Source organism: Glaciecola sp. 33A (assembly GCF_002836745.1).
Classification (GTDB): domain Bacteria; phylum Pseudomonadota; class Gammaproteobacteria; order Enterobacterales; family Alteromonadaceae; genus Glaciecola.
Genome location: NZ_PJAR01000039.1, coordinates 114,711 through 133,126, shown reverse-complemented (window position 1 = coordinate 133,126; position 18,416 = coordinate 114,711). Strand labels below are relative to the sequence as shown.

14 protein-coding genes are annotated in these 18,416 nt (G+C 40.9%); 6 read left to right on the top strand and 8 right to left on the bottom strand.

Going from position 1 to position 18,416, the window contains the following annotated elements; translation table 11 throughout:
- Window positions 1–7 precede the first annotated feature (7 nt).
- The 5 genes from apaG to lptD are packed head-to-tail and all read right to left on the bottom strand — an operon-like array spanning window position 8 to window position 5,750.
- Window positions 8–382: a Co2+/Mg2+ efflux protein ApaG gene (gene apaG, locus CXF81_RS10145; protein ID WP_232771881.1), complete on the bottom strand. Its 375-nt coding sequence runs from the start codon at window positions 380–382 to the stop codon at window positions 8–10.
- A gap of 4 nt (window positions 383–386) precedes the next feature.
- Window positions 387–1,220 (bottom strand): 16S rRNA (adenine(1518)-N(6)/adenine(1519)-N(6))-dimethyltransferase RsmA, encoded by an 834-nt coding sequence (gene rsmA, locus CXF81_RS10140; protein ID WP_101181245.1) that lies wholly within the window; start codon window positions 1,218–1,220, stop codon window positions 387–389.
- Window positions 1,217–2,203 (bottom strand): 4-hydroxythreonine-4-phosphate dehydrogenase PdxA, encoded by a 987-nt coding sequence (gene pdxA, locus CXF81_RS10135; RefSeq protein WP_101181244.1) that lies wholly within the window; start codon window positions 2,201–2,203, stop codon window positions 1,217–1,219. Before pdxA ends, rsmA begins: the two co-directional genes overlap by 4 nt.
- A complete protein-coding gene (surA, locus tag CXF81_RS10130) occupies window positions 2,203–3,516 on the bottom strand; it encodes a peptidylprolyl isomerase SurA (protein WP_369828679.1) in 1,314 nt (437 codons plus the stop codon). Before surA ends, pdxA begins: the two co-directional genes overlap by 1 nt.
- Before the next feature lie 20 nt (window positions 3,517–3,536).
- The gene (gene lptD, locus CXF81_RS10125) at window positions 3,537–5,750 is read right to left on the bottom strand and encodes an LPS assembly protein LptD (protein ID WP_101181242.1); all 2,214 of its coding nucleotides are present in this window, start codon (window positions 5,748–5,750) and stop codon (window positions 3,537–3,539) included.
- A 342-nt stretch (window positions 5,751–6,092) separates the two neighbouring features.
- Between lptD and djlA the strand changes: the two genes are divergently transcribed.
- The 3 genes from djlA (at window position 6,093) to CXF81_RS10110 (ending at window position 8,794) form a co-directional block, all read left to right on the top strand.
- Window positions 6,093–6,965, top strand: a complete 873-nt coding sequence (djlA, locus tag CXF81_RS10120; RefSeq protein WP_101181241.1) for a co-chaperone DjlA — start codon at window positions 6,093–6,095, stop codon at window positions 6,963–6,965.
- On the top strand, window positions 6,966–7,910 hold the full coding sequence (xerD, locus tag CXF81_RS10115; protein WP_101181240.1) for a site-specific tyrosine recombinase XerD: 945 nt from the start codon (window positions 6,966–6,968) through the stop codon (window positions 7,908–7,910).
- 134 nt (window positions 7,911–8,044) lie between these two features.
- Window positions 8,045–8,794 (top strand): thioredoxin fold domain-containing protein, encoded by a 750-nt coding sequence (locus CXF81_RS10110; protein ID WP_101181264.1) that lies wholly within the window; start codon window positions 8,045–8,047, stop codon window positions 8,792–8,794.
- Window positions 8,795–8,825: 31 nt separating this feature from the next.
- On the opposite strand, the gene CXF81_RS20310 is transcribed toward CXF81_RS10110, so the two are convergent.
- The 3 genes from CXF81_RS20310 to pdsO all read right to left on the bottom strand — a co-directional run bounded on the left by CXF81_RS20310 (window position 8,826) and on the right by pdsO (window position 10,298).
- Window positions 8,826–8,936 (bottom strand): hypothetical protein, encoded by a 111-nt coding sequence (locus CXF81_RS20310; protein ID WP_232771880.1) that lies wholly within the window; start codon window positions 8,934–8,936, stop codon window positions 8,826–8,828.
- A gap of 246 nt (window positions 8,937–9,182) precedes the next feature.
- On the bottom strand, window positions 9,183–9,401 hold the full coding sequence (locus tag CXF81_RS10100; protein ID WP_232771879.1) for a VIT domain-containing protein: 219 nt from the start codon (window positions 9,399–9,401) through the stop codon (window positions 9,183–9,185).
- A 33-nt stretch (window positions 9,402–9,434) separates the two neighbouring features.
- Complete coding sequence (gene pdsO, locus CXF81_RS10095) at window positions 9,435–10,298, bottom strand: sortase-associated OmpA-like protein PdsO (RefSeq protein ID WP_101181239.1); 864 nt, start codon at window positions 10,296–10,298, stop codon at window positions 9,435–9,437.
- A gap of 195 nt (window positions 10,299–10,493) precedes the next feature.
- Between pdsO and pdsR the strand changes: the two genes are divergently transcribed.
- From pdsR to CXF81_RS10080, 3 genes are all read left to right on the top strand, one after another.
- Window positions 10,494–11,192 carry a proteobacterial dedicated sortase system response regulator gene (pdsR, locus tag CXF81_RS10090; RefSeq protein WP_101181238.1) on the top strand — a complete coding sequence of 233 codons (699 nt, stop codon included), beginning with the start codon at window positions 10,494–10,496 and terminating at the stop codon, window positions 11,190–11,192.
- Window positions 11,189–13,348, top strand: coding sequence for a proteobacterial dedicated sortase system histidine kinase (pdsS, locus tag CXF81_RS10085; RefSeq protein ID WP_101181237.1), 2,160 nt, complete (start codon window positions 11,189–11,191; stop codon window positions 13,346–13,348). The genes pdsR and pdsS overlap by 4 nt, the downstream gene beginning before the upstream one ends.
- Before the next feature lie 220 nt (window positions 13,349–13,568).
- On the top strand, window positions 13,569–18,158 hold the full coding sequence (locus CXF81_RS10080; RefSeq protein WP_101181236.1) for a PAS domain-containing protein: 4,590 nt from the start codon (window positions 13,569–13,571) through the stop codon (window positions 18,156–18,158).
- Window positions 18,159–18,416: the final 258 nt, after the last annotated feature.

Sequence of the window (18,416 nt, the reverse complement as noted above, 5' to 3'; positions counted from 1 at the left end):
ATCAAAATTAATGAATGCTATTTGGTTTTGATAAGTTAAAAACAGGGATTTGTTCACGGTGAAATTGACCATCCGCAAATTCAAATTCGTAGTAGCCTTCCATTGTGCCAACTGCGGTCTTTATCATTGAGGCACTTGTGTATTCAAAACTCTCGTTCGGCTGAATAATCGGTTGCTCACCCACAACACCCTCACCTTGTACCTCTACTTTTTCGCCATCGCCATTGGTAATTAGCCAATACCGGCTCTTAAGCTGAGCTGGTTGAGCGAGATTGTTATTAATCGTGACGGTGTAACTGAAAACATAAACAGGGGTCCTGTCACCACTATCTTGGAGTCCAATAAATGCTGTTTTTGTAGTAATACCTATTGATTTTTTCATTACGTTATCCTGCATTTTTTCCTTCTATTTCAGCGTCTATACGTTTTTTTTCAACGTAATTGGCTAATAAAGCAAATTGTTGTAAAGATAAGGCTTCGGCTCTCAATTCAGGCTTAATACCCAAGGCTTCAATTTCTTCGTGCGTCATTAATTCTTTTAAGCTATTCCGGATAGTCTTTCTGCGTTGATTAAATGCGGTGGTAACGACTTGCTGTAAGCGGTCTATGTTGTCAACTTGAGCGGGTGGTTCGGCATGCGGAATAAGCCTAACAAAAGCAGAGTCTACTTTTGGAGCAGGCTTAAATGCGCTTGGTGGAACAGCAACAACAGGAATAGGTTGACAATAATATTGCGCCATTACCGATAAACGACCATAAAGCTTATCACCATGGGTTGCACACAGGCGCTTTACTACTTCATTTTGTAACATGAAGTGCATATCCTTCACCATTTTAGTGAAAGAAAATAAATGGAACATTAATGGGGTCGAAATATTATAAGGTAGGTTGCCAAAAATCCTTAAGTCGCCGTCTGTTTTGACTAAGCTTGCGAAATCGAATTTCAGTGCGTCTTCTTCTATGACGGTTAACTTTTTACCGAGGAATGGGTGTTCACGTAGCCTTTTCGCTAGGTCTCTATCGAGCTCAACAACGGTTAAATGGTCCACGTCTTCGGCAACGAGGTCAGTTAATGCACCTAAGCCGGGTCCAATTTCTACCAAGTTTTCACCCTGTTTAGGATTAATTGCCGACACGATTTGATCAATCACATATTGATCATGCAGAAAGTTTTGACCAAAGCGTTTTCTTGCTGTGTGGCCCAGATGCTTTTGACTCATATTTTTTTCCTGGCCAGTTTGATCGCTTTATTTATCGCCAAGCTGAAACTACCACAGTCTATATTACCCGACCCTGCAAGATCAGCTGCGGTGCCATGATCCACAGACGTTCTAATGAAAGGAAGTCCAAGAGTGATATTTACCGATGCGCCGAAACCTTTGTATTTCAAAACGGGTAAACCTTGGTCGTGATACATCGCTAATACTGCATCAGCCTGTTCTAAATACTTTGGTTGGAATATAGTGTCTGCAGGAAGAGGGCCGACTAAATTAATCCCTTGGGCGCGCAGTTCATTCAATTTTGGAGTAATAACTAAGATTTCTTCTTTACCTAGATGACCATCTTCACCGGCGTGTGGGTTTAGACCACAAACATAGATTTTAGGTGATTCAATACCGAACTTTAGCTTCATGTCGGTATGAATAATATGAATCACTTTATCCAGACGCTCCGGCGTGATTGCCTGTGAAACATATTGCAATGGAATATGTGTTGTCGCTAAGCACACTCGCAAACCTTCCGTCGCAAGCATCATAACTACATCGCTGCAGTTGGATTGATTCGCAAAAAACTCGGTGTGACCACTAAATGAAATACCGGCTTTATTGATAATGCCTTTGTGTACTGGACCGGTAACAACAGCGTCGAATTTTCCGCTCATGTTTTCATCACAAGCTTGGCGTAATGTTTCAACAACGTAATGGCCATTGTCGCTATTTAATTCCCCTGCGATTACGGGAACAGCCACTGGAGTATGCTTTACAATTAACTGTCCTGGTTGCTGCACGTAATTACTGTCATCTTCGTAGGGAATGATATCTAGCGCAATGCCGAGCATTTTTGCGCGCTCTTGCAGCATATCCGCGTCAGCATAAACCACCAATTGAGCATCCCAAACTTGTTGAGATAAAGTGATAATAAGGTCTGGCCCTATACCTGCCGGCTCACCAGGCGTAACAGCAATCTTTAAAATTTTTGACATTATAGGTCTTTTTTATCAAGTAATTCAATGTAAGCACCATCGCGCATTTCACGTAACCAAGTATCGGTTTCTTCATTGAATTTTCTGTTAAATAATAATTGATACGCGCGATCTTCTTTACGTTTTTCCGTCGCATCATCAATACGACGCTCAATTAGCTGTATTAAATGCCAACCGTGCACAGTTCGGATTGGTTGGCTATATTCATCTTTTTTAAGTGTACTCAGTGTTTCTTTAAACTCAGGCACATATATACTTGGATCATTCCAACCCAATACGCCGCCTTTCAAAGCCGACCCCGGGTCCTCTGAATGAATTTTCGCTAACGCTGCAAAGTCTTCTTCACCTTCAATAAGCTTAGTACGAAATTCTTGTAACATCTGTTGTGCTTTTTGATCGCTGAGAATAATAGATGGTTTAACCAAAATATGGCGTGCGTTAACTTCTTCAATTTCCACAATTTCGACGCCTCTTGATTCCAATATTTTTAAAACATGAAAACCTGCGCCACTGCGAAGTGGCCCGATCAAAGCCTCTTGTTTTTTACCTTGTATCGCTTCGGCAAACAACGTAGGCATAGAGTTAACGTTCATCCATCCCATATTACCACCCTCAAGAGCCTTTGGACCAGAAGATGAGGCAATCGCAATTTTAGTAAAATCAGACCCTGAGTTTAATAATTCAAGTACTTTGTCAGCTGTACCTCTGGAAATAGAAATTTGCTCTTCAGTTGCGCCTGATGGAACCGCAATAAGGATGTGACCCAAACGATATTCAGCTTGCTCGGCACCTTGTTGGTTGATTAAATTGACTAAAGTATCGATTTCTTGTGGTGTGATATAAACACGACGTCTTACATTTGCGCGCGTTACCTCACCCGTTATCAATTCTTCACGTACTTTTTCACGATACACTTCGTAAGTTAGGCCGTCGGCCTGAACTCGTTTGCGCAATTGATCGATACTGATATTGTCTTTGTCCGCGATGTTGCCAATGGTTTGCTCTAGTTGCGGGTCGCTAATTTGTATACCCATGCGCTCGGCCATTTGCATTTGCAGGCTTTTTAAAATCAAACGCTCAATTGCTTGAGTGCGTAAAGCTCTATCCGATGGTAATGCTTGTCCTTGAGCAATTGCACCTTGTTTTACACCATCAACAAGGCCAGATATTTCACTCTCAAGAACAACGCCTTGGTCCACAATGACAGACACTTTATCGAGACTTTGTTCAACCGCGTTTGCTAGCATGCTGAAAACGACGGTAACACTCAGTAAGCTTGCTTTTAATAATCTGTATTTCATATTTTCTCTAATTATATAGGGTCTAAATCTAGTTAATTCAAAACATAGGGCTGGCGATAACCAAACATACCTTGCTCTAAAATATCGGAATTACTTCTTCGGCTGCCAATACCTTTTATAATAAATTGTAGGGCAATACCTGATTCGAACTCGTCGGTTGTTCGCAAACCAATGGCATCAAATCTATTGCTTAGGCTGCGCTGATAAGTGACACGCAATGCCCAACAGCAACTATCATACTGAATGCCGGTAAAGCTTTCGGTCGTTCTTGATAGGTTGGCATCTCTATACACACGTCCCACCCAATGCCACTTTTGGTTTATTGGCCAACTAGCGGTTACACCAAATTGGTTTATTTCTTCTCCGGACAGGTCACGAATGTAACGATGGTTCATCTGGATTAGTTTATTATCATCAATACGGTACTCAGTCGCAACACTACTGCGTTCAACTTTTTGGGTTTGCGTAGCAACCTGAATATCAGAGTGCAAAAACCAGCGTTGGTTCACTTGCCAATCAAATTCGGCCGCCAAGGCCGAGCGATTATCCTCTCTTACACTACTTATTAATTTACTGTCTTGTAAGTGAAATATCTGGCCGACACTCAATGTGAGTTTTTCTCTATTTTGCTGATCTACCAATCGAGCAGTGGCACCTAAAGTAATTTGATTATTGTCGTTAATTCGATCCAGTCCGGTAAATTCTTGACCTCGAAATAAATTATTAAAAGTGGTTAACAAGGGGGTTGTATCATAAAGCCCTATATTGTCCTGCTCTTCAAAGCTAGTATAAAGGTATTGTACTTTTGGTTCGATAGTAAACAAGTACTTACTGTCTAAGACTAAGTCTTCTTGTTCGAAAATGAGTGAGCCGTATAATCTTCCTTGACCAATTGTCCTGCTAACACTGGCGTCAAGCGGCGATGCTGTTTCTCGAGGCAACTCCTGTTCATAATACGTTTGCAGCAAACTTACTTCTGCTAATAATTCACCCCATGCACGCTGATAGGGTAGTGACAAACTAGGTTCAATATGAACTCGAAAAGAATTTGGTTTTGAATCCAGTGAGTTTTCAAAATAAGCGGCTTCACTTGCTAACGTGAAATCAACATATTGTCCTAAGTCAGCGCCATAATTGAGCTTCATTTCAGGTAATGCGCGATATACGTCTGGATGGTCGCCTACTACTTCAAAATCTCGGAAATTCATTGAGAAATCCAGATTAGACGAGTAGTAGCTGACGCCAGCTTGGCGATATAAATGTGTATCGGCACGATTATAATAGTCCGATCCGAGGTCAACAATATAGTTGTCATCGCTTATTCCACTGAAATCGATGTTTAAATTCCAATTGTCACTAATTTTGCCTTGATGCAAATAGCGATAAAAATATCGTTCATCTTGTGTATCAGTATCGATGTCTTTGGGTAAGTATTCTAATTGTACTTCACCTTGGCTTTGGCTGAATAAATAGCGGAACTCTGTTTTCAGTTGAATACCGCGATTTGTCATAAGCCTTGGTGAAATAGTAGCGTCATAATTTGGTGCAATATTCCAATACAATGGTTGTTCATATTCGATGCCAGTGCGACTTGAACTGCCGATATTTGGAAATAACAAACCGCTTTGACGTCCTGCGGTAACGGGGAAAGCAAAGTAGGGAAGCCAAAATACCGGAACACCCCCAACATAAAAATTGGTATTATAAGCTTCGCCGAAAGGGCTATCTTTGCCAATTACTATTTCGCTTGCAAACATTTTCCAATCTTCGCCACCTTTTGGACAAGTGGTAAACGAAACTTGTTCTAAGCGTAACCCTTGCTCACCAGAAAGTGAAAGTAAACCGGCTGAACCTCGCCCTGCAATGTCTTTAAATTGGTACTCAGTATCTTGCATCTGCAACAGTTGCAAGTCGCTGTTTAATTCAACGCCTTGACTTTCAATTTGCAGTGCTTGATCACGATACAGTACATCGCCACTAGCAGTGACTTGTTTGCCGTTGTCGTCCATCTGCGCAACGTTAGCACTGATCATTGAATTTTGACTAGTGATGGTAACATTACCGTTGAATAAGGCGGAACTGTTCTGGATCATTTGAGCGGCGTCAGAGCTGACTCTGATTGTTTTGTCAGCAGTCAATAGTGCAGGGTCAAATTGAGTGCTTTGTGGTATACACAACTCAGTGCTTTGCGCACTTACAAAAAATGCACTAATGCTGAGCGTAATAGTAGAGAACAATTTGATCATTAAATGATTTTTTAGGTAACCTTTTTAGCTAGTCTTTGACTATTTACGCAAACACTAATTTTCGCCAAACGACGCTTGAGCGTCTAAACACCCAGCGCTTTTTGAACATTTATTTTGCAGAACGTTCAAACGGCTTTAAATTTTAATGCTTTGAGTCAGAATAACAAACTATATTGTTGAAAAATGAGTAATAAAAACCTAATTATTGGTAAAATGCCGAAAAATACAGCGAATTTAGATATAAAGTACCTAACGATATAGATTTTTTACGTCATTACTTTTTTAGTTTAGAGTAACTGACAACTGATATTTCAAACGAACATACCAGAGGGCAATGAAAAGATGCAAATTTGGGGCAAAGTTGTTGGTGTGCTTTTGGGCTTTATGTTTGGCCGAGTTGCCGGTGCTGTATTAGGCTTAATCGTTGGTCATATATTCGATACAACATACAGTAAAGACTTTTCGCAGAGAGGCGGTTTTGCGCGCTTTTTTACAACATCAGGTGAAATTCAGCAACAGGCAGTTTTTTTTCATAGTTTGTTTTCTGCACTAGGTCATATTGCAAAGTCAGACGGTATCGTCTCTCAAGAAGAAATTCAGGTAGCCTCCACATTAATGGATGAGATGTCCTTAACGGGTGACACTCGATTAGAGGCTCAGCAAGCATTTCGGGATGGCAAACAACGCGATTTTGCGATTGTTGACATGCTCCAACAATTTAAAGAGCAATGCCATGGGCGCAGAGATGTGCTGCAAATTTATTTAGAAATACTAATTCAAGCTTCCTGTGCGCACAAAACGTTAAGTACAGCGCAATACACGTTGTTAGAAAAGATTGCTAAGACGCTTGGTTTCAGAAGAGTCGAACTTGATTTTTTGATCATTACTTTTGAAGCTGAGCAACGCTTTCGCACTGGTAGGTCACAAACAAACAATCAACGACGTCAGCAAGGCCGTCAGCAACAAAGCCAATATGGCGGTTCTGGTAGTTACTCTGCAAAGGCTGAACTGGAAGATGCGTACAAAATATTAGGCATCGAACAAGAGGATGATTCAAAAGTGATTAAAAAAGCGTATCGCAAACAAATGTCATTGCATCATCCTGATAAAATGGCGTCCAAAGGACTGCCGGCGCAAGCGCTTGAGTTGGCCAAACAGAAATCTCAGGCTATTCAAGGAGCCTATGAGCTTGTTCGAAAGCAGAAGCATTTTTAAATGAATCCAAAAACGGCTAATGGCAAACAAGAAAAAACCATTTTATCCGCTGAAAACGAGATTGCGATCAATGATTTTATCAGTATGTTGTGGATTGAAAAAGGACTGAGTAACAATACGGCTGGAGCCTATAGAAGCGACCTAACTAAGTTCTCACTTTTTTTACAAAGTCACTCTACTGTTACATCCGATTTGGCCTCAGTACAAAAAGAGGATATTCAAGCATTCTTAACGTTGCGTTTTGAAAAAAAATTATCACAACGCTCAACATCAAGATTTTTGAGTTCATCAAGGTCTTTTTTCAAGTATGCAATTACAAAAAAATGGCGAGCTGATAATCCGACTCAGGGGCTAAGTAACCCTAAGTTACCAAGCTATCTGCCAAGCACGTTAACTGAGGAACAGGTAGACCAGTTATTATCTGCTCCAAGTGACAATGACGCTATAAATGCGAGAGATAAAGCGATGCTAGAAGTGTTGTATGCTACGGGCATTCGAGTCTCAGAATTAGTCCATTTGCAAATGAACGAAGTGAGTTTATTACAGGGCGTCATCAGAGTCATGGGCAAAGGTAATAAGGAACGTTTGGTGCCCTTGGGTGAAGTGGCAATTGATTGTTTGAGCGCTTATTTGAAAGAATGGCGACCGCAATTATTAAGCAAACCAAGTAATACTATATTTCCGAGTAAGCGCGGCACAACAATGACACGACAGACCTTTTGGCATCGTATAAAATTGCATGCAAAGCAGGCTGGGATCCAGGCTCATTTGTCACCTCATACATTGAGACATGCTTTTGCTACGCACTTGCTAAACCACGGAGCCGATTTACGCGTGGTACAAATGTTATTAGGGCATAGTGACTTGTCTACGACGCAAATTTATACCCATGTTGCTACTGAAAGACTGCAATCATTGGTCAAAAACCATCATCCTAGGGGGTAAGTTTATGAATTTTTAGCCGCCGTGTTGTTAGCCTCAGCGTTGACTGTTTTTGTGAAAATTAACGGTCTTCGTATGTTCAGTTCAGTAACGCGTTAATAATGATGTGTTACACCGTTTTTTTTGGGATTTTTTATATGTATTTTATCAATAGTTTAACAGCAAAATTTACGGTTGTTGTTGTGTCAGTCATGTTATCTTTTTTTGTATTTTCGACAGCAGCTAATACTAACGGAGAGCATGCTGACTTGATTAAAAGGTTTGAGCAAAAGCTGAACTTTAAAATTATCTCTGTAGAAGATTCAAACGTCCCTGGCTTATTACAGATAAATACAACGACTGGCATATTTTACGGGAGCGAAAATGGTGAATATTTTCTAAGCGCTCGAGTTTATCGCGTTGGTGATGAAATTGTTGATGAAACCGGTGCAGCCTTGCAAAAGTTCCGTTTGCAAGGCATCGAACAATTCAAAGACTCTGCCATTGAATTTAAGTCAGAAAAAGAAAAATACATCATTAGTGTATTTACCGATGCAACTTGTGGTTACTGTCGTAAGTTTCACAATGAAATGGATATTCTCAATGACTTAGGGATTACGGTTCGTTATCTTGCTTTCCCAAGACAAGGCATCAATAGTCAAGTTTATCGTGATGCGGTGTCGATTTGGTGTTCTGAAAATCCGCAGGAAGCGATGACTAAAGCGAAAGCAGGTGGCAATGTTGCTAGCAAATCATGTGAAAATGAAGTTGCTGATCAATACAACTTTGGAAAGGCAATTGGAGTAAACGGGACACCAAATATTATTATGCCTGATGGAACCGTTATACCTGGTTATCAGCCAGCGCAGACTTTGTTGTTAGCAATTAAGGCTGCACAAAAGGCGTAAAGCATGGAAACGGCAAATGTGCTTGGGTTGTCTATATTTTTTCAGCTTTAACAACATACCGTAGGGGTGGATTAGGCTCGATACTGTCAAACGGATAGCAGGTGACCAAGGTAATGCGTGTTGTGCTGTCATTGCGGTTCAATACATCAAGGTTATGTTGGTCGACAATATCTATGGTAGTTACTCGGTAGGCCTATTTCTGCACGTTTTAATACATCAAAATGTGTGTCTCTAAGACCCGCAATAGCTGCATTGCCGAGACTCCCTGGAGATACCGTTTGCAGCACGTGCGCTGGACCAAATGCTAAGTTGCGGCCGCTGGCGCCAGCCAGTATATACTGGGTTTTTTGTTACTTCTTCCATGCGCGTTACTTCCTCTAAACTAAGATTAGCTTTTCGTCGTGAACGGTATTTTTAGTTTGTTGATTAGTAAACTGAGTATCATTAAATGGTCGACGGCGGCACTCCCAGGCAGAGGAAACACATACAATCCGTCCACCCATTCATCACTTCGATTGGTAAATGTTTGACTCACCGCCGTTCTGGCAAGCATGCCAGTAACGGTAATCGCAGACACAACAATAACGAAGCGATGGAGTGATGCCATGAGCGTATTTCTTTTAATAATTAAAAACAGTATTTAGTTATTTGCTGCTGTCATTTCCGCTTTTTTGTTGCGCACTTTCAAGAGCACTCGACGGTCAAAGAAGTTACCTTCAAAGCTATCGCTTTTACTCACTAGTTCGGACTCGCCAAATGATTGAGTGAATACTTGATTTTGGTTTACGAATTGACTTATTAAGTAGTCTTTTACTGCCTTAGCACGTTGCTGTGAGAGCACTTGATTATAGGTAGACTCACCGCGTTGATCAGCAAAGCCAGAGAGCTCAATTGTTAATTTTGAGTTTTTGCGTAATTCACTTGCTAGGCCATCAAGTTGTGATTTGTAATGATCCTCAACCAGAAAAGAGGCGGTTTTAAATTGAATGTTAGCTTCAATTGTGGGGGGGACTTGCGCAATGGCTTGAGTCATTGCAGTGTCCATAGCTACGATCTGTTGATTAGCTGAGGCAATAGAATCTTGATAATTCTGCTGCAATGCGACAAGTTGGAGATTAGTGCTCTGTAGCTCTTTTTTAGTTATGGATAAGCGATTTTCATCATTAATATCATCAGCAATAAATAAGCCAAATAGGCCCGCTATCGCCGCACCCAATGGACCCGCAACAACCCCACCAAATACAATCCCAGTGCTTAAACCCACGACATTATTTTTAGTCTCTTGATTTTGAATTACTTCCGCACTTGGTTTTAGTTCAGGCGCCTGTTTATTTGAGGGCGAGCCTGCAACTGAAAATGCAGAAACACTCATTAAGCTAGTAAAAGCGACCGCTAAGGTAATTTTACTTAATGTGTTTTTAGTAAAAGAGCCTTTGTTTTGAGATGCACTGATAAAAGGACTGGTGTCTATGTCTATGTTTGTTTTGTTAAATATCGTTTTCATGTTTTTCTCCAAAGATGTGTAAAGTTTATTTTTAAATGCCATGCTATTAAACAAAGACTTCATGGCAACTTTGGGGAGGAAAAATGGCAATGTTGAGGTCAATTGTGGCGAAAAAATGGAAATTGCATGCAAAGGCTTTCACCCATCGTGATTTTCTATATAGTTAAGCCCAACTGTTTATATGAGAGGTGTGTTATGTCGAAGCAAATTGCTTTAGTTGAAGATGACCAAGCGCTTAGAGACAACTATGTGTCTGCTCTAACCAAGCAGGGCTATGCAGTAAAAGCCTATTCAAATAGACGACAAGCAGAAACTGCCTTTGCACAACAACTACCTGACTTAGCGATTGTTGACATAGGTTTGGAAGATGAAATTGATGGTGGTTTTGCAGTATGCCAAACCTTACGTAGTCTGTCGAAAACCTTACCTATTATCTTTTTTACGGCACGCGATAACGACTACGACACAATCTGCGGTTTACGAATGGGAGCCGATGACTACTTAACAAAGGATATCAGTTTGCCTCATTTGTTGGCTCGCATTGCGGCTCTATTTAGGCGTACTGAATTATTAAATCAACCGCTAGTGCCATCAGACCTGATTAAGTCAGGGGATCTGAGCGTGGACGCGAAGCGCATGACGGTAAAATGGAAGGGGCAAATTATTGATCTGACCGTCACTGAGTTTTGGATGTTACATGCAATTGTGAAATACGCCGGGCATGTGAAAAGTCGACAACAGTTAATGGATGAGTCGAAAATGGTCGTTGACGACACCACCATTACGTCACACATTAAACGAGTAAGAAAAAAATTTGTGCAAGTTGACCCTCCTTTTGACCGCATAGAAACAGTTTATGGCATGGGATATCGCTGGAAAGCGGACAATTCATGAATAAATGGCGCATTGGCTTACGCGTTCAGCTGCTCTTTTTCTCGTCATTTTTATTCGCAATTCCTTATTTGGGGTACCAATATGTTTGGGAATTAGAAACATACTTACGTATTGGTCAAGAGCAAACTATGCTAGGAACTGCTCGTGCAGTCGCGACTGCATTGCATGAGCGCCCGAAATTATTTGATGTGCAATCCTCTTTTATGAGTGATGTAAGGCCAGGTACGGATTTGTATGCACATAGCATTGACTATCCTATTCAGCTTGACGGTGATGCATCGGATTGGGATGAATATAACACTTTTAAGCTCAACTATGCTGAACAAAACCTAATTCAAATGCAGCAAACGTATCGACCGCAAAGCTTGTCTTTTAGGCACATGATTGGGCGTTATGACAAATTTCTGTACGCACTATTTGAAGTACTAGATGACAATCTGGTCTTTAGAGCGCGCAATAGTTTGCGAATTGACCGTAACGATTATTTACAGGTAGCGATGATCGACATTAAAGGCGACTTTCAGCGTTATGTTATCGCGCCCATGCAGTCAGGATGGGTTAACGCATATTTGCTTAAGTCTGACACTCAAGGCATTCAGCCGGATCGTCTAGAGACTAAAATTCAGGGCTACTGGCAACAAACAAAAACTGGTTACACCATAGAGTTACGTCTTCCTGTGGGGATGATGTCGAGTAAAATCGCTTTTGCTATTACCGATGTTGATGATCCAAAAATTGGTTTTGCAAAATATACGCTGGGGACCGCTGACCCCACAAAACAGGACTCATTGGGTACAGTGCTAATACCGTCACCTGACATTGAGAATATATTAAAGGGCTTGAAGTACGCCAATGCAAGAGTCTGGGTAATTGATAAACACAGGCGAGTGTTAGCTAAGTCAGGCGAGATACAAAGCGCCAGTGGCTTGCAAGTGCAGCCGGACAATCAAGCAGAAAAGCAGAGCTGGTGGCAGTATCTTGAAAACCAATGGTTGTTGCCTGTCTATTATAAAATTTTGACCAAACCTCCTGCTGATTTTGTTGATGATCTTGAAAATGCGTATGCATTGCAAGGTCAGGATGTTGAGGAGGCTTTAGGCGGCATTCCAAGCAGTTTGTGGCGTTTGAGTGCCGATAAAAAAGCGGTCATTTTGTCGGCGGCACATCCCATATTCATTGATGAACAGGTAATGGGAGCCGTGGTTGTGGAGCAAACAACAAACGGTATAAGAGCATTGCGTAATCAGGCCCTAGAAAATCAATTTCATTTTATTTTGGCAGTTATTGTTTTAGGTACACTTTCCTTATTTTTATTAGCGTCACGTATTTCATGGCGAATACGCAAACTCCGAAATGAAGCCGAAGGTGCTATTGATAGTTCAGGCAAAATTGTAGGTGAAATTAAAACATCTTCTACAAATGATGAAATCGGTGACTTGAGTCGTACCTTCAACAATGTGTTGTCTAAACTAAACCAATATAATAGCTATTTGGAGAATATGGCGTCGCGTTTGTCGCATGAACTCAGAACGCCTGTGGCAATTGTGAACTCATCATTAGATAATTTGTCGCTAGAGCAGCATTCACCTGACAATAAAGCCTACATAGATAGGGCGAAAGAAGGTATTACGAGGTTAAGTAAAATACTCATCAACATGAGTGAGGCCACACGTCTAGAACAAGCTATTCAACGCAGTGATGTTGAAATTTTTCATGTGGACGAGGTGCTGAGTGGCTGCTCACAAGGTTACCGACTAGCCTATCCCGCAAGGCAGTTTGTGCTTGAGTCAGAGTTACAAAAAGTAAGCATATCAGGTGCCCCTGAGCTCTTCGCTCAAATGCTTGATAAGATCGTTGCAAACGCGATTGAATTTAGTCCCATTGATTCAGTGATTAAAATTGCGTTAAAAGGAGACAAAAATGCGTTTCGAATTCAGATTAATAATCAGGGGCCATTATTGCCTGAAAATATGCAAAAAGCGCTTTTAGACTCAATGATTTCTGTTAGAAAAGAGCAAAACGCCGAACAGCCACATTTAGGTTTAGGTTTATATATTGCTAAAATGATTGCACTTTTTCATCACGCTGAGATCAATATTGATAATCAAATCGACGAATCCGGTGTGGTAGTCACAATAAGTTTTAAATTCCGCTAAGTCTGCCGATATAGAGTTATATTGAGACGACTACCATGGCGATGGCGCAGAGAGCATTGTGAATTACTCACTTTGCTTGTTGATGACATTCTCTGCGACAGATCCGGCGTATTAGTTATTTGTAAATATACACTAGATGCGGATCGACTATTTTTAAGTTGACGCTCACGATGTAGGTTGTCTCCTAGGACATAAACTATTTTTTTTGGATACTTTCAAAATGCGACGACACTGGCTTTTTTCAATTTTTTCTTCAACCAAGCACTTTGCTTTCTTAGCTTTGTTTCTTATCAGCCCTGCCTGTTTCGCATTGGGTGATAAATTAGCGCGCCAAGACGGTTCAACACTGAGTTTAGTCGCTTATACCGGTGTCACGCTGATTGTTTTGCTGCTTGGTTTGATCATTTATGCTTTTTTTAGTATGAAATCTAAAGACAAAGCCATTGAAATACACGATGAAGTGGTTGCTCACAAAGACCAAATCATTAATAAAATGAACAATGGGTTAATGCTTGTTGGATTGCGAGGCAATGTTGTTGAGTTGAGTAGCCCGGCTGCAAAATTACTTGGACGTGAGAAGAGTCGAGTATTGAATCAGCCCCTTGTTGATTTTTTTAAAGAAGAATCAAAAACCGCAATTAACAAAGCAATGGATAGTGGTAAAAGTGTAAAAATGCTGGTAACAGCGCCTTCAAGCAACATGCAACTGCGATTAACTATTACAAAGAACAGCTCAATGTACGATGGCGTTGCGTTTATTGTAACCCTTGACGATGTGAATAGTTACGAAAAAGAAATTAAACAGACAAAGCGTAATCTAGATGAACTTAATGAACTCACGGAACATTTATATCTAGGTCAAATGTTTATTGATTTTGAGTCTAAAACCTTTCAAGTAAATCAGATATTATCTACTATTTTGGGCTACAGCGAAGACGTTTCAGGCGACTTTGACAAACTTCATCAGCTAGTTTGCCCAAACAACATCACGTTTTGGAAACAGTCTTTTGAGCTCGCTAAAGAGCAGCATGAGATTGATTTTAAGAGCGTGTTACAGTCGATTGAATTCAAAGTTCCAGTGCGCATTGTCGCCATTAGCACAGCTAAAAATAATAAAGGCAAGTCGACAGCGTTTAAATTGCTGGTGATTGATGAAACAGAAATTCGCCAAAATCAGAGGAAAGAATATTCAAGCGAGCAAAAAGTAAAAGCTATGTTGAATGTGTCGCTGCATCCTCTCTATATTCTTGATGAAGAAGGTCGCATTATAGCGGTTAATAATCCATTTGAACGTATGTTCGGTGTGCGTTTAGCAGATGTTAAAAATAAACGTTTTGATTTACTTAACCTAGTACCTGAAGACATCAATATTCTGCATAATCCAGATGATACGCCTGTCGGTATCGGTCGAGCATTGAACCGTGAATTTACTAGTAAAGTAGGTAAAAATCCCGAACAAGGGAATTTGGCAGCAGATGCGCCTCAAGGCTTTCATAACAATAATGATACAAATACAACGCTACACTTGCGAGTCACATTACAAGCCTTTGGCGATGATAGAAATGAACGCGCTGGTTTTGCCGGTATGTTTCAAGACCTAACATTATTAACCGAAACACAGCGACAGCTTGAATCAGAGAGAGCGCATTTTTCTAATTTGCTCGACATTGCTCCAATAGCCGTGGCCACGGTTGATGCAGATGACAAAATAGTGCATGCGAATACGGCAATGACTGAGCGCTTGGGTTTAAATGAAAAAGAACTCAAAAAAGGAACGTTCTATCAGTTGTTCAACGACCCCGATGCTGCGGCCCGAGCGGCCAAACAGTTGCATCAAACTGGCCGCTTAAGAGATTTCCATACCAGTTTGCGTGGCAAAAACGAAGTGATGCATCCGAGTGAGTTGCATATCGACTTATTTGATAAAGAAAAAGAACAATACGTTTGCTGGATTTCAGATCGTTCAGGCGAGCAATTCCAAGAAGATAAATTTCATGGTCTACTTGAGCACAGCAGTATGCCAATGGCAATTTTGGATGAAAAAGGCTTTTCGAGCATTAATCCTGCTGCTTGTGAATTCTTCGGTGTTGAGAATGAAGATGATTTATGGGGATTTGCGCCATATTCATCCGAATTGAACAAAGATGAAGGCGAAGCTTATGAATTAGAGCGTATTGTTAATAAAGTAAAATATGATGGTAGAGCAAAATCTATTAATTGGGAACATAAAGTAGGCTCTAAATCACGCCCTTGCCACGCTACCTATATCCCTATATACAAAGGGAAGGAGTTCGACTCAATACTTTGTATGTGGACAGACTTAACTGAAATTATTCAAGTTGATCAGGCACGCTTAGAGGCAATTACTGCACACAAAGAGGCTGAGCGCGAAGTGGCTGAAAAGCAGCTATTGTTGCGTTCAAGTCACGAGCAACTAACCACTAAACTAAAAGATTTACGTGATACTGAGACCAAGCTTCAGTTAGCTCAAGATGAAATATCCGAAGCTAAGATTGAATACATCACTCTAAAAGAACAGCATCAAAGCGTAACTGATAATCTTCAAAAGGTACAAAATCAGTATTCGCAAAGCAGAGAAATGCTGAGCGAAGCGCGAGACGTAAATAATACATTGACCGAGCAATTAGCCCTTTCAACTGAGAAAGTGAATAACTTGCAAAGCCAGCGCAATGAAATTTCAAATCAACTGCAGTTAAGCGAGGAAAACTTCCAAGAAGCCCAACAGCAGCTTGAAGCCAGTGAGGAAAATTCGAAGCAGCTGCAATTGCAACAACAGCAACAACAAGAAAAAATGCAAGCCTATGTGACTCAGATAGATTCACTAAAGGAATCGATTACCGATAAGGACGCAGAAATTAGCAAAGTTGGCTCTCAAATTACAGGCCTTCAAGAGCAATTACATACCAGTGATAGTAATAGTGAAAAGTTAAAAAAAGCGCTCATTAATCAGCGTAAAGCTGGCGAAGAAGCAGAGAAACAACGTCGCGAAATTGAGCAAACTTATAAGCTTGCGCAGTCAGAGTTGACTAACAAAGTGCGTCACGTTGAGCATTTACAAAATGAAATGCAGAAATTTGAAGAGATGTCGAACCAAGAAAAAGGCGACATGGCAGCGCAACAAAGTAAATTGATGCAAGAGTTAGAAGAGAAGCAAAATGTGTTGCAAGAAACCCAACGCGCACTTGATGAGGCTAAACAAACTGCCGAACAAGAGAAGATTGAGAAACAAAAACAACAGCAAGAAATGAAGCGTGTTGAAGCCGAATTAGCTGAAGCTGAGCAGTATGCAGAACGCAAATTACAAGAGATGAAAGAGGCTGAAGAGCTGCGCTTAGCGGAGCAACAGAAACTGTATGAAGAGCTCAAAGAGAAACAACAAAAACTGCTTGAAACTGAGCAGATACTGAGTGACGCCAAACAACAAACAGAGGCTGAAAAAGCTGAAAAACTTCGCCAACAAGAATTGTTTGATAAGCTTCAAACCGAACTGCAAGAAATTGAACAGCACAGTGCTGCACAGCAGGCTAAAATAGAGCAATCAGGTAAAGAATGGGAACAACATCAGGCTCAACTTAAACAGGAAGTTGAAGCTAAGCGTCAGCAGTTGCAAGATTCACAGACTAAGTTAGACGAAATTCAACAACAAGCTGAAGCAGAGAAATTAGCGCGTATTGAAAAAGAGCAGAAATTAGAGCAATTAGCGATTGAGTTGTCTGATGTTGAAAGTAGAGCAAGCAAGCAACGTGAAATGCTTGAAGGTAGCGAAGAGCAATGGACAGCTCATCACAAGCAAATTGAAGAGCAGAAAAAACAATTGCAACAAGCTCTTAGTGACGCACAGACACAAAACAAGAGCTTGCAGGAGAAACTGCAAGGTAATTTAACTGAATTACAGCAAGCAGAGTCACAAGTAACTGAAACGCAGTCAGCAGAGAACAAACTGCAAGACGAGCTGAACAGTGCCAAAGCGCAACAAGAAGAGCTTGAAGCACATATTAAACAACAAGAGCAACAAGAGCTTGCGCTTAAGAAGCAAGTCGAAGAACAACAGGCCACCTTGTTAGGGCGTGAACAAAGCATTCAGGCAATGGAGGATAAACAAGAGCAGTTGTTAGCTCAGTTAGAAGCCGTTCAGCAGGAGTATAGTCAAAGTAAACAGAGTTTAAGTGAGCAACAAAGTAATCAGTCAGGCCTTGCACAGCAATTGGCGTCACTAGAAAATGAACTGCAATCCAGTAAAGCCCAGTTAGATGACAAAGAGCAAGCGTTACAGCAAGCTAAGAAACAGTTACAAAGTAATGAAGACACACTGGCAGAGCAAGAAGATGCTCTGCTAGCTGCCCATAAAGAAGAGTTACATCAAGCGCAAGAGCAAATGAAAACCAAGCAGCAAGAAAGCGCTGAACCGGCACCAGAGTCTGCTATCGGGAAAATGCAAATGCCTGAAAACCCAAGCATGTGGTTTGACTTACTGCCTTATTTACAGCAGCAAGGGCAGGTTGATTCATTATCTACGGCGTTAAACGAATTAATTAATGAGCTAGAGACCGTTATTACGTCTACTGACAACGCTGTGATGCAAGATGACAATAGTGAAATATTAAGGGGCGCTAGAAAGCTTGTTCAAACCGGTAAAAAAGTAAACGCGGATGCACTGGTTGATGTAGTCAGTCGCCTAGAAGTAGACTGCGGATCGGGTATGCTGGATAACATATCTATTGCTTGGCCAAATACCAAACGTGCGTTTTCTAATACCTTGCGCGTTATTTATGAGAATTTGCATGGCTAAGCAGGGTTTAAAAAAGTACTAATAGTGAGCACAAAAGGCCTTTATCTGAAGGTCTTTTTCATATCAGGGACGTAGGCGTTTCTTGGTCTTGTATTAGTTGAGCTAACCCTGTTGTGGTGGGTTCACAAGCCAACAATAATCGCAGTTATTTGCGCTATTTCGCGCGCTAAGCTGAATAAAGGCTCGCAGACTATAGCAATCACTTGTTACTATTCGCCACTGCGATGATTAGTTCGGTGATTTATGTAAATGTACCTA

Coding starts and splice junctions, on each gene's coding strand:
- apaG (WP_232771881.1), bottom strand. CDS start 382: ATGAAAAAATCAATAGGTATTACTACAAAAACAGCATTTATTGGACTC.
- rsmA (WP_101181245.1), bottom strand. CDS start 1,220: ATGAGTCAAAAGCATCTGGGCCACACAGCAAGAAAACGCTTTGGTCAA.
- pdxA (WP_101181244.1), bottom strand. CDS start 2,203: ATGTCAAAAATTTTAAAGATTGCTGTTACGCCTGGTGAGCCGGCAGGT.
- lptD (WP_101181242.1), bottom strand. CDS start 5,750: ATGATCAAATTGTTCTCTACTATTACGCTCAGCATTAGTGCATTTTTT.
- djlA (WP_101181241.1), top strand. CDS start 6,093: ATGCAAATTTGGGGCAAAGTTGTTGGTGTGCTTTTGGGCTTTATGTTT.
- xerD (WP_101181240.1), top strand. CDS start 6,966: ATGAATCCAAAAACGGCTAATGGCAAACAAGAAAAAACCATTTTATCC.
- CXF81_RS10110 (WP_101181264.1), top strand. CDS start 8,045: ATGTATTTTATCAATAGTTTAACAGCAAAATTTACGGTTGTTGTTGTG.
- CXF81_RS10100 (WP_232771879.1), bottom strand. CDS start 9,401: ATGGCATCACTCCATCGCTTCGTTATTGTTGTGTCTGCGATTACCGTT.
- pdsO (WP_101181239.1), bottom strand. CDS start 10,298: ATGAAAACGATATTTAACAAAACAAACATAGACATAGACACCAGTCCT.
- pdsR (WP_101181238.1), top strand. CDS start 10,494: ATGTCGAAGCAAATTGCTTTAGTTGAAGATGACCAAGCGCTTAGAGAC.
- pdsS (WP_101181237.1), top strand. CDS start 11,189: ATGAATAAATGGCGCATTGGCTTACGCGTTCAGCTGCTCTTTTTCTCG.
- CXF81_RS10080 (WP_101181236.1), top strand. CDS start 13,569: ATGCGACGACACTGGCTTTTTTCAATTTTTTCTTCAACCAAGCACTTT.